Annotated in this window: 11 protein-coding genes; 6 read left to right on the forward strand and 5 right to left on the reverse strand. The window is 71.3% G+C overall.

Annotated elements, in window-relative coordinates; genetic code table 11:
• The first annotated feature begins 90 nt into the window (after window positions 1-90).
• The 5 genes from AB0J87_RS10045 (at window position 91) to aspS (ending at window position 5,792) form a co-directional block, all read left to right on the forward strand.
• Window positions 91-702, forward strand: a complete 612-nt coding sequence (locus AB0J87_RS10045) for a TetR/AcrR family transcriptional regulator (protein ID WP_363963909.1) — start codon at window positions 91-93, stop codon at window positions 700-702.
• A gap of 19 nt (window positions 703-721) precedes the next feature.
• Window positions 722-2,077: a carotenoid oxygenase family protein gene (locus tag AB0J87_RS10050; RefSeq protein WP_363963911.1), complete on the forward strand. Its 1,356-nt coding sequence runs from the start codon at window positions 722-724 to the stop codon at window positions 2,075-2,077.
• A 61-nt stretch (window positions 2,078-2,138) separates the two neighbouring features.
• Window positions 2,139-2,795: a (d)CMP kinase gene (gene cmk / locus AB0J87_RS10055; RefSeq protein ID WP_363963913.1), complete on the forward strand. Its 657-nt coding sequence runs from the start codon at window positions 2,139-2,141 to the stop codon at window positions 2,793-2,795.
• A 75-nt stretch (window positions 2,796-2,870) separates the two neighbouring features.
• Window positions 2,871-4,217 carry a ribosome biogenesis GTPase Der gene (gene der / locus AB0J87_RS10060; protein WP_318787655.1) on the forward strand — a complete coding sequence of 449 codons (1,347 nt, stop codon included), beginning with the start codon at window positions 2,871-2,873 and terminating at the stop codon, window positions 4,215-4,217.
• Window positions 4,218-4,529: 312 nt separating this feature from the next.
• Window positions 4,530-5,792 (forward strand): aspartate--tRNA(Asn) ligase, encoded by a 1,263-nt coding sequence (gene aspS / locus AB0J87_RS10065; RefSeq protein WP_363963915.1) that lies wholly within the window; start codon window positions 4,530-4,532, stop codon window positions 5,790-5,792.
• A gap of 24 nt (window positions 5,793-5,816) precedes the next feature.
• On the opposite strand, the gene AB0J87_RS10070 is transcribed toward aspS, so the two are convergent.
• The 3 genes from AB0J87_RS10070 to AB0J87_RS10080 form a co-directional block, all read right to left on the reverse strand.
• Window positions 5,817-7,553 (reverse strand): MFS transporter, encoded by a 1,737-nt coding sequence (locus AB0J87_RS10070; RefSeq protein WP_363963917.1) that lies wholly within the window; start codon window positions 7,551-7,553, stop codon window positions 5,817-5,819.
• Window positions 7,550-8,197: an LppX_LprAFG lipoprotein gene (locus tag AB0J87_RS10075; protein ID WP_363963918.1), complete on the reverse strand. Its 648-nt coding sequence runs from the start codon at window positions 8,195-8,197 to the stop codon at window positions 7,550-7,552. Before AB0J87_RS10075 ends, AB0J87_RS10070 begins: the two co-directional genes overlap by 4 nt.
• A 115-nt stretch (window positions 8,198-8,312) precedes the next feature.
• Window positions 8,313-8,771, reverse strand: coding sequence for a MarR family transcriptional regulator (locus AB0J87_RS10080; protein ID WP_363963920.1), 459 nt, complete (start codon window positions 8,769-8,771; stop codon window positions 8,313-8,315).
• A gap of 34 nt (window positions 8,772-8,805) precedes the next feature.
• On the opposite strand from AB0J87_RS10080, the gene AB0J87_RS10085 reads away from it, so the two are divergent.
• Entirely contained in the window at window positions 8,806-9,735 is a 930-nt protein-coding gene (locus AB0J87_RS10085) for a cation diffusion facilitator family transporter (RefSeq protein ID WP_363963922.1), read from the forward strand.
• A 17-nt stretch (window positions 9,736-9,752) separates the two neighbouring features.
• Here AB0J87_RS10085 and AB0J87_RS10090 read toward each other — a convergent pair whose 3' ends face one another.
• Both AB0J87_RS10090 and AB0J87_RS10095 read right to left on the reverse strand, forming a co-directional pair.
• Complete coding sequence (locus AB0J87_RS10090; protein ID WP_350726448.1) at window positions 9,753-9,932, reverse strand: hypothetical protein; 180 nt, start codon at window positions 9,930-9,932, stop codon at window positions 9,753-9,755.
• Between the two features lie 10 nt (window positions 9,933-9,942).
• Window positions 9,943-10,530: a 4'-phosphopantetheinyl transferase superfamily protein gene (locus tag AB0J87_RS10095; RefSeq protein WP_363963924.1), complete on the reverse strand. Its 588-nt coding sequence runs from the start codon at window positions 10,528-10,530 to the stop codon at window positions 9,943-9,945.
• Window positions 10,531-10,541: the final 11 nt, after the last annotated feature.

A 10,541-nucleotide genomic window follows, 5' to 3' on the forward strand; every position in this document is an offset into this window, starting at 1 on the left:
CGGCGCTCTCTTACTCCTCTCGTTTGACGTGCTCCCCGGAAAGGAGTATCAAGGGCGGTAACAGCGTTACCGAGAGGAAACGGCGTTACCGTGAGCACTGCGTACCAGCAGGCCCAGCAGGAGGGGCAGAGCGTCGTCCGGGCCGCGATCCTCGACGTCGCCACGCACCTGCTCGCCACCGAGGGGCCGGCGGCGCTGACCGTGCGGCGGATCTCCGGCGAGGTCGGCTGCTCGACCAAGGTGATCTACACGCTGTTCGGCGGCAAGGACGGGCTCAGCCAGGCGGTGTGGCTGGAGGGGTTCGCGCGGTTCGAGCGGTGGCTGCTCGAAGGGATGGGCCCGGACGATCCCCTGACCGGGCTGCGCAAGGGCATGGTGGCCTACCGCGCCTACGCGCTGGCCGAGCCCGACTACTACCGGGTCATGTTCCAGGGAGCGATGCCGGGGTTCAAGCCGGACCAGGAGTCGGTGCAGGCCGCCAGGCGGACGTTCGACCTGCTGCTGCGGCGCGTGGAGGAGTGCCTGGAGGCGGGGGTGCTGCGCGGGGGAGCGGCCCGGGAGATCGCCGATGTCCTGTGGATGGCCATGCACGGCGCCGTAAGTCTGGAAATTTCTGGCTATTTCGAGCCCGACGAGGTGGCACAGCGCTACCAGCTGCTCTGCGCCTCGGTCCTCGCGCCTTTCCTGGCCCAAGGCGCCTGACCCACGAGAGGAACGTGACATGACGCCCTTCACCGGCGGGTTCGCGCCCGTGACCGATGAGATCACGGCCTTCGACCTGGAGGTCACCGGCCGGATCCCGGCCGAGCTGAACGGCCGCTACCTGCGCAACGGCCCCAACCCGCTCAGCCTCGACGACCCCACGGCCAGCCACCTGTTCCTCGGCGAGGGCATGGTGCACGGCGTGCGGCTGCGCGACGGCCGCGCCGAGTGGTACCGCAACCGCTGGGTACGCAGCGCCCGCGTCGCCGAACGGCTCGGCGAGCCGCCACGGCCGGGCCCGCTGCACAAGAACTGGGACTTCGCCGCCAACACGCACGTCATCGGGCTGGCCGGGCGCACGTTCGCGACCGTCGAGGCGGGGCCCCTGCCGTACGAGCTGGACTACGAGCTCGGCACCGTCGGCACGTGCGACTTCGACGGCGGCCTGCCCGGCGGGTTCGCCGCGCACACCCACCTCGACCCGGTCAGCGGCGAGCTGCACGCGCTGGCCTACTTCTTCGGCTGGGACCACCACCAGCACATCGTGATCGACCCCAAGGGGTCGGTGACGCGGATCAGGGACATCCCGATCGCCGACGCGCCGATGCTGCACGACTTCGCGCTCACCGAGCGGTACGTGGTGATCTACGACCTGCCGGTCACGTTCAGCCAGGCCCATGCGGAGAAGGGCGTTCCGCTGCCGTACGCGTGGAACGACGCCCACGGCGCCCGGATCGGGCTCATGTCGCGCGAGAGCGGCGACGTGCGGTGGGTGGAGGTGGACCCGTGCTGGGTGTTCCACACGCTCAACGCCTACGACGACGGCGACGAGGTGGTCGTGGACGTGGTCCGCTACCCCAAGCGGTTCGTGGACGCCCGGCTCGACCTGGGCGGACTGCCGACGCTCGACCGGTGGACGATCGACCCGGCCGCCGGCAAGGTCCGGCGGACGCGGCTGGACGACCGGCCGCAGGAGTTCCCGCGCATGGACGAGCGCCGCACCGGCCGCCCGTACCGCTACGGCTACACCTCGGCCGCCCGCGACCTTCACGACGTGCTCTACCGGGCCGACAGCGAGCTGGAGGACCTGCCCGACCAGGCCTTCGACAACACGCTCATCAAGCACGACCTGGTGCGCGGGACGCAGGAGTGGCGGCAGTTCGGGCGGGGCGCGTACGTCGGCGAGCCCGCGTTCGTGGCCTCCGGCGCGGCCGAGGACGACGGGTACGTGCTCGCCCTCGTCAACAACGAGACCAGGGGAGCGGCCGACCTGATGATCCTGTCCGCGCAGGACTTCACCGGCGAGCCCGTCGCCACCGTCCACCTGCCGGCCCGCGTCCCGCTCGGCTTCCACGGAAGCTGGATCGCCGACTGAGCCGGACACGGTAGCCTCTTCAGGTTGGGGTTCTTGAGAAGCTCGTGAAGAGGGAGAGGCCGTGACCGGTCTGGTCGTCGCCATGGACGGTCCTTCGGGGTCGGGTAAGTCGAGCGCGTCGCGCGGGGTCGCCCGGGCGCTGGGCCTGCGCTACCTCGACACCGGGGCGATGTACCGGGCGATGACCTGGTGGATGCTCCGGCAGTCCGTCGACCTGACCGACCCCGCCGCCGTGGCCGCCCGCTGCGACGAGCCGCGCATCGAGTCCGGCACCGACCCCGACGGTCCCACGATCCACGTCGACGGCGTCGACGTGGCGGGTCCGATCAGGGAGTCCGAGGTCACCGGCGCGGTCTCCGCCGTGGCAGCCGTCCCCGAGGTCCGGGCCCGCCTGGTCGCGCTCCAGCGCGAGCTCATCGGGGCCGGTGACATCGTGGTCGAGGGCCGCGACATCGGCACGGCCGTCTGGCCCGAGGCTGCCGTCAAGGTCTACCTGACGGCCAGCCCGGAGGCCCGTGCCCGGCGGCGCAACGCCGAGCTGGCCGGCTCGACGGTGGCGGCGCAGCAGGAGGCCATGGCCAAGCGTGACACCCTCGACTCGACCCGCAAGACGGACCCACTCTCGATGGCGGATGGCGCCGTCGAGCTCGACACCACCGCGCTGAACCTCGAGGAGGTCATCGCTGAGGTGTTGAGACTGGTCAAAGAGCGCACCTGAGGGTGCGGTACTCACAAAGGATGAAATTTCGTGCCAACGGGGGATTGGGTCGAGGCCGGCCTCGACGACCTTGAGATCACCGAGCACGGCGACACTACGCCGTTGCCGGTCGTCGCCATCGTGGGGCGGCCTAATGTAGGCAAGTCCACGCTGGTCAACCGCATCATCGGCCGCCGCGAGGCGGTCGTGGAGGACGTGCCGGGCGTCACGCGCGACCGGGTCACGTACGACGCCAACTGGCGTGGCCGCCGCTTCACGGTGGTCGACACCGGCGGCTGGGACCCCGACGCCACCGGGATGAACCTGCGCATCGCCGAGCAGGCCCAGGTCGCCGTCGAGCTGGCCGACGTGATCGTGTTCGTCGTCGACGCCACCGTGGGCGCGACCGACGCCGACGAGATCGTGGGCTCGGTCCTGCGGCAGTCCGGCAAGCCGGTCGTCCTGGCCGCCAACAAGGTCGACAACCAGCAGCTCGAGCTGGAGGCCGCCGCGCTGTGGTCGCTCGGCCTCGGCGAGCCGTACCCCGTCTCGGCCCTGCACGGGCGCTCCAGCGGCGACCTGCTCGACGTGGTGCTCGACGCGCTGCCCGAGACGCCCGCGCTCGGCTTCGAGACCGAGCGCGGCCCCGCCCGCGTCGCGCTGCTCGGCAAGCCCAACGTCGGCAAGTCCTCGCTGCTCAACAAGCTCGCGGGCGAGGAGCGCGTGCTGGTCGACCCCATGGCCGGCACCACCCGCGACCCGGTCGACGAGCTGATCGAGCTGGGCGGGCGCACCTGGCGGTTCGTCGACACGGCCGGCATCCGGAGGCGCGACCGCGAGCTGCAGGGGGCCGACTTCTACGCGGCCATGCGCACCCGCGCCGCGCTGGAGCGCACCGAGGTGGCCGTCGTGCTCATCGACGCCAGCCAGATCCTCACCGAGCAGGACCTGCGCATCATCGGCCTGGTCATCGAGTCGGGCCGGGCGATGGTCGTCGCCTTCAACAAGTGGGACCTGGTCGACGAGGACCGCCGCTACTACCTGGAGAAGGAGATCGACCGGCAGCTCGTCCGCACCCCGTGGGCGCTGCGGGTCAACATCTCCGCCCTGACGGGCCGGCACATCGACCGGCTGGTGCCCGCCCTGGAGAAGGCGCTCGACTCCTGGTCCACCCGGGTGCCCACCGCCCGCCTCAACGCGTTCCTGACGGAGCTGGTGCAGCAGACGCCGCCGCCGGTGCGGGGCGGCAAGCAGCCCAAGATCCTCTTCGCCACGCAGGCCTCCGTGGAGCCGCCGAAGTTCGTGCTGTTCACGTCGGGATGGCTGGAGGACACCTACCGGCGCTTCATCGAGCGGCGCATCCGGGAGGAGTTCGGGTTCGCCGGCTCGCCGATCGAGGTCACGATGAAGATCCGGGAGAAGCGGGCCAAGAAGGACAAGTAACGCGCGGCGCCCGGGGGAATGGCTTTGCCGTTCCCCCGGGCCCGGCCGTAAGATCTACGGCAACGCGTCGACGGAGACGAGTAGCCAGAGGTCCGCAGGGGTCGAGAGAGCCGCCGGTAGCTGCGAAGGCGGTCCCGTGCTCCGCTGGTGAAGACACTCCCGAGTGCGGGGAGGAAATGCCCCGCCGGCCTGACCCCCGTCATCGGGTCGTCGAGGCCGCCTTCAACGAGGCGGCGAAAGTGCGGTGGCACCGGGAGCTCCCTTCTCCCCCGCACTCCCAAGGGGTCATGCAATTCCTCGTGAGGAGCTGTAATGATCTCTCGTGTCATGTCGGCGGAGCTCGCTGAGCACGCCGGCCAACGAGTGACGATCGCCGGCTGGGTCCATCGCCGCCGGCAGCTGAAATCCGTGTCCTTCCTCGTCGTCAGGGACCGTACCGGCCTGGCCCAGGTGGTCGCCGCGAGCGACCTGCCCGGAGAGGAGAGCGTCGTCGAGGTCACCGGCACCGTGACCGCCAGCCCGCAGGCGCCGGGAGGCGTCGAGCTGGTCGAGCCGGAGATCGAGGTGGTGACGGAGCCGTGCGCGGCGCCGCCGTTCGACCTCTACCGGCCCGTCGTGTCGGCCGGGCTGCCGACGATCCTCGACCACGCGCCGGTCGCGCTGCGGCATCCGCTGCTCAGCGCGCCGCTGGAGATCTCGGCCGCGAGCGTGGCGGGCTTCCGCGAGACGCTCGACGGGCTCGGGTTCACCGAGATCCACACGCCGAAGATCGTCGCCTCGGCCACCGAGTCGGGCGCGAACGTCTTCGGCATCGACTACTTCGGCAGCCGCGCCTACCTGGCTCAGTCGCCGCAGTTCTACAAGCAGGCGATGGTGGGGGTGTTCGAGCGGGTCTTCGAGGTCGGTCCCGTCTTCCGCGCCGAGCCGCACGACACCGTACGCCATCTGGCCCAGTACACCAGCCTCGACGCCGAGCTGGGCTTCGTCCGGGACCACCGCGACGTGATGGCGGTGCTGCGGGAGGTGGTGGCGGGCATGCTGGAGTCGGTACGGCGCCGCGCCCCGTCCGCCGTCGAACGCGCCGGGGCAGTCCTGCCCGAGGTGCCCGCCGAGATCCCGGCCATCCACTTCACCGAGGCGCAGGAGCTGACCGGCTCGGCCGAGCCGGACCTGTCGCCCGCGCAGGAGCGGTGGCTGTGCGAGTGGGCGGCGAAGGAGCACGGGTCGGAGTTCCTGTTCGTCATCGGCTACCCGATGTCCAAGCGGCCCTTCTACACCCACCCGGACCCCGCGCGGCCCGGCTACTCCAACGGGTTCGACCTGCTGTTCAGGGGTCTGGAGCTGGTCACCGGCGGGCAGCGGCTGCACCGGTACCCGGACTACGTGGCCGCGCTGGCCGCCCGGGGCGAGGGCCTGGAGGCGTACGAGGGGTACTTGCAGGCGTTCCGGTACGGGATGCCGCCGCACGGCGGGTTCGCGCTCGGGCTGGAACGGTGGACGGCGCGGCTGACCGGGGCCGCCAACATCCGCCAGACCACCGCCTTCCCCCGCGACCTGCACCGCCTGTCCCCGTGACCGACGGCTCTCCGCGCCCGCCTCTCAGGCGGGCGCGGAGGGCGCGTCCCGCCGGGTACGGGGCATCAGCAGCGCGACGGCCGCGCCCAGCAGGCAGATGAACGCCGTGACCAGGAACATCTCCGTGTACTCCGTGTGCAGCGCCGCCTGCACCTTCGCGGTGTACTCGGCCAGCTGCCGCTGGTACGTCACCGTGTCCACGCCGAACGGCAGCGGCGTGTCCAGATGCGCGGTCAGCGACTGGAACCGGTAGAAGCCCCACGCCGACACCGCCGCGATGCCGATCAGCATGCCCATCATCCTGGCCACCACGACCGCCGCCGACGCCACGCCGTGCTGGGTCGCCGAGGTCACGCGCAGCACCGCCGACGAGACCGGGGCGATGACCAGGCCCAGTCCCAGGCCGGCGACCACCAGGTCGACGTCCACGAGGAACCCGGCGCTCTCCAGCTCGAGCGGCCACCGGCTCATCAGCCAGTAGCCGGCCGCCGCCAGCACCATGCCCGCCACCGCGACGACGCCGTCGCCCAGCCTGCGGGCCAGGAGGCCGCCCAGCAGGGCGCCCACGGTGAGCGCGGCCAGGAACCTGGCCAGGACCAGCGACGCTCCCAGCGCGTCCTCGCCGAGCAGGGTCTGGGCGGTGAACTGGACGAACACCATGGTCACCAGGAGCGCCGCCCCGGCCAGGAAGCTCACGGCCAGGGTGGCGAGCAGGGGGCCCTTGCGGGTGGCGGAGAGGTCGAGCAGGCGTACGGGGGAGCGGATCTCCCACCACACGAAGATCCCGGCCGCCAGCGCTCCGGCGGCGATCACGGGCAGGCCCCACGGGGGGAGCACGGTCTTGGCGGGGTCGGGGTTGTACAGGCCCACGACCAGCAGCGCGAGCGCCAGCGCCAGCAACGCCCCGCCGACGACGTCCACACGCCGCCTCCCACCGGCGACCTCCACCCGCCCGGCAGCGGCGGCCGTCCCCGTGACCGCGCCGGAGCCGCCCACGCTATGCGCCGCCGTGTCGGCACCGGCGACCTGCACCCGCCCGGCGCCGGAGTCGCCCGCACGATGCGCCGCCGCGTCGGCGCCGGTGGCCGTCTCGCCTGCGGCTCCGCCGGGCTCGACCTGGTCGGCCGTGCCGCCGGTGGAGGTCGTGGAGGGTGCGGCGTCAGGGGTGCCGGAGGGGACGGTGAAGTGGACCGCGACGGCGGCCAGGGCAGCGAGCGGGAGGTTGATCCAGAAGATGGCGTGCCAGCCGCCCAGCTCCACCCCCGCCACCACGGTGCTCGGGATCAGCGCCAGCACCCCGCCGTACAGGGGCCCGAGGGCGCTCCCGAGCTCCTGCGCCGCCCCCACGGCCCCCAGCGCCACCGGCCGCTCGCGCTCGTCCCACAGGTCGCCGATGAGCGCCATCGTGATCGGCAGCAGGGCCCCGCCCGCCACCCCCTGCACGGTGCGCCCGGCCACCACCATCACCTCGCCGGCGGCCAGCGCCGTCAGCACCGAGCCGAGCGCGAACGCCGCCAGGCAGGCGTGGATCAGCGGCCGCCGCCCGTAGCGGTCGGAGAGCTGGCCGAGCAGCGGCATCGCGGCGACGTACCCGAGCAGGAACCCCGTCACGATGGGGGTGGCCCGCTCCAGGTGGTTCAGCGGGATGCCCACGTCCTCGGCGATGTCGATGAGGACCGTGACCACCACGTACGCGTCGAGCGCGGCCAGCAGCACCACCGCGCCCCCGGCGCCGAGGACGACCCGGCGGGCGCGTCTCATCCGGCGGCGGGCGGCGTGATCGTGACCGGCGCGTCGTAGTCGCTGAACGACACCGTCACCGTGCCGCCCTGCAGCGGCAGGCTGGCCTTGGTCAGGCGGCTGGTGGCCTTGTCGAGCCAGACCTTGCCGTTCACACCCTGCGTGACGCCGGGGATGATCTGGCCGATGGCCTGCCCGGGGAACGCGGTGGCCACCCGGTACGCGTCGCCCTCCAGCGCCTCCACCTGGGGCTCGGTCGCGGAGGCGAGCAGCTGCGCGATGCCCTTGGTCGGCTCGAGGATCACCGAGGGGTCGTAGAACTGCGCGAGCTGCTGCCGCGTCATCTTCTGGAAGCCGCCCGTCGGCCCCTTGAAGTGCACGGTGTCCCCGACCAGGGCGAAGCTGACCTCCTGCAGGCTGCCCAGGATGTCGATCGTGATCGTGCCGTCGGCGTCACCGGCGGCGGTGAGCCTGCCGTCCGCCTTCTTGACCGGCACCTTGGGCTTGCCCTCGGTCGCGATCGAGAAGCTGGCCGACTTGACGCCCTTCATGGCCTCGGAGGCCTTCTTCATCAGGTCGGGACCGGCGGGCAGCTCGCCGCCGCCGCCCGACGAGCACGCCGACACCAGCGCGAGAACGGCGACGATCAGAAGCTTTCTGAGCATGTGCGGATCGTATCCACCGCCTGGGAACGCCGTGCGGCGTCGCGGATATCGGTTGGGTGTCAGCGCAACTTCGTCAGCGCAGTTTTTTCAGCGCAGTTTTTTCAGCGCAGTTTTTTCAGCGCAATTTCTTCAGGCGCTCGACGATCGGCCCGTAGGCCGCGTCGATCGCTTCGAGCTGCTCGTCGGTGAGCCGGTCGACGAAGTGCTCGCGCACGCTCGCCACGTGGTCCGGCGCCACCCGCTGGATCGTCTCCCAGCCCTCATCGGTCAGCACCGCGAACGTGCCCCGCCGGTCGTCGCGGCAGTCTTCCCTGGTCACCAGGCCCTTGGCCTCCATGCGGGAGATCTGGTGCGACAGCCGGCTGCGTGACTGGATCGTCGCGTCGGCCAGGTCGCTCATCCGCATGCGCCGCCCCTCGTTCTCCGAGAGGTTGACCAGGATCTCGTAGTCGTTCAACGAGAGCTGATGCTCCTGCAGCTCCCGGTCGAGCCGGTGCATGAGGAGCTTGTGCAGCGCCAGATGCGTGCGCCAGGCACGCTGTTCGGCGGGTGAAAGCCAACGAGGCGCGCTCATGATCTCCAATCTAGCGCACGTAGAGTGAAGCGCTATGGAGCAGCGGGATTCGGGAGAGAGCCTGAGCACCGTCCTGGTGGCGGGAGCGGCCAATCTGACGATCGCCGTGGCCAAACTCTTCGCGGGTCTCCTCAGCGGCTCGGCGGCGATGTTGTCGGAGGCGGCCCACTCGGCCGCCGACACCGTGACCGAGCTGTTGTTGCTGGTGGCGGTGCGCCGCGCGGGCCGGCCGCCGGACCGGCGGCATCCGTTCGGCCACGGCAAGAGCGGGTTCTTCTGGGCCATGATGGCGGCGGTCGCGACGCTGGTGGGCGGGGCCGGGTTCTCGATCACGCACGGACTGCACGTGATCGAGAAGGGCGAGGAGCTGACGAACCTCACCCCGTCGTACATCGTGCTGGCCGTCGCGTTCGCCGTCGAGGCCGTCTCGCTCACCAAGGCCCTCACCCAGCTGCGCAGGCAGGCCGCCAGGCACGAGCTCGACCCGGTCCGGCTGGTGCGGATCACCTCCGACACCCCGTTGAAGGCCGTGCTGTTCGAGGACGCGGCCGCCCTCGTGGGCCTGGTCATCGCGGCCGCCGGGCTGGCCGGTTCGCAGCTGACGGGCTCGGCGCTGTGGGACGGCCTGGCGTCGGTCGGGATCGGCCTGCTCCTGCTGGTGGTGGCGCTCATCCTGATCCGGTCGAACATCTCGCTGCTCATCGGCCAGGCCGCGCCCGCGCACGTGGAGGAGGGCATCCGGGCCGAGTTGACGGCCCAGCCGGAGGTGGAGGAGGTGGTCGAGCTGCTCACCATGATGATCGGGCCCGGCTCCATCCTGGTGGCCGCCAAGATCGACTTTGTGGACGTGGCGAGCGCGGCGGGTGTGGAGATCGCCTGCGACGAGGTGGAACGGCGGCTGCGGGAGCGCTTCTCGGGGATCAGCCAGGTCTTTCTCGACCCCACTCCGACCCGCCGCCGCTGACGGGGGCAGGGGTCGGGTCAGCTGAAGTAGTGCATGGCGATCGCGACGCCGATCACGTGCATCAGCACGACGATGACGATGAAGGAGATGAACACGAACTTGGCCGGCCCGTGCTCGAACGTCTTCCCCTCTTCGAGGGGCCGCCGCTGGGCCATGCGGTCGGCGATCCGCTCCTCCAGGGATTTCCGGTAGAACATGTGTACAAGTCTATCCGGGGAGGGGCACCCTCCTCGCGGGGGTGTCCGTGACAATGGCCACTCTGATGTCCGGCCCCACGCTCCACTCGAGCAGGTGGCGGCCCTCGAGGTCGTCGCCGCCCGCGCGGAGCCTGTCGAGCGTCAGCTCGCCGCGCTTGATCAGCGCCTCCTTGCGCGTCCAGTGCCGGATCAGCTCGTCGTTGCCGGTGACCATCGCCCGCTCGCGCGGGGTGAGCACCCGGTCGGCGAGCAGCGGGTCCAGCGGCCCCGGCGGCACGTGCTCCGCGTCCACGCCGACCTTGCCGGGACCGGCCGCCGCGCACACGTAGCCGCGCGTGTGGCTGAAGCTGACACCCAGCTCGGGCGCCTCCTCGATGTACGGCTTCCCGTGCCCGAGGCCGTGCAGGTCGCAGCGCTGCAGCAGGGTCAGCCCCTGCGGCTCGACGTCGAGCACGGCGGCGGCGCACAGGCGTACGAGCAGGTGGGCAGCGACGAAGCTGGCCCGGTCCGCCTCGAACCTGAACCGCCCGGCCCGCTCGGTCTCCACCTCGGTGAGCCAGTCTTCCGGGGCGCGCACCTCGTCGGGGCGGCCACCCATCGCTAAGGAAC

It is taken from the genome of Nonomuraea sp. NPDC049625 (genome assembly GCF_040675285.1).
GTDB lineage: Bacteria > Actinomycetota > Actinomycetes > Streptosporangiales > Streptosporangiaceae > Nonomuraea > Nonomuraea angiospora_A.

Bases quoted from the DNA above. Each gene is read 5' to 3' on its own strand.
- AB0J87_RS10050 (WP_363963911.1), top strand. From the start codon at position 722: ATGACGCCCTTCACCGGCGGGTTCGCGCCCGTGACCGATGAGATCACG.
- aspS (WP_363963915.1), top strand. From the start codon at position 4,530: ATGATCTCTCGTGTCATGTCGGCGGAGCTCGCTGAGCACGCCGGCCAA.
- AB0J87_RS10070 (WP_363963917.1), bottom strand. From the start codon at position 7,553: ATGAGACGCGCCCGCCGGGTCGTCCTCGGCGCCGGGGGCGCGGTGGTG.
- AB0J87_RS10075 (WP_363963918.1), bottom strand. From the start codon at position 8,197: ATGCTCAGAAAGCTTCTGATCGTCGCCGTTCTCGCGCTGGTGTCGGCG.
- AB0J87_RS10080 (WP_363963920.1), bottom strand. From the start codon at position 8,771: ATGAGCGCGCCTCGTTGGCTTTCACCCGCCGAACAGCGTGCCTGGCGC.
- AB0J87_RS10085 (WP_363963922.1), top strand. From the start codon at position 8,806: ATGGAGCAGCGGGATTCGGGAGAGAGCCTGAGCACCGTCCTGGTGGCG.
- AB0J87_RS10090 (WP_350726448.1), bottom strand. From the start codon at position 9,932: ATGTTCTACCGGAAATCCCTGGAGGAGCGGATCGCCGACCGCATGGCC.
- AB0J87_RS10095 (WP_363963924.1), bottom strand. From the start codon at position 10,530: ATGGGTGGCCGCCCCGACGAGGTGCGCGCCCCGGAAGACTGGCTCACC.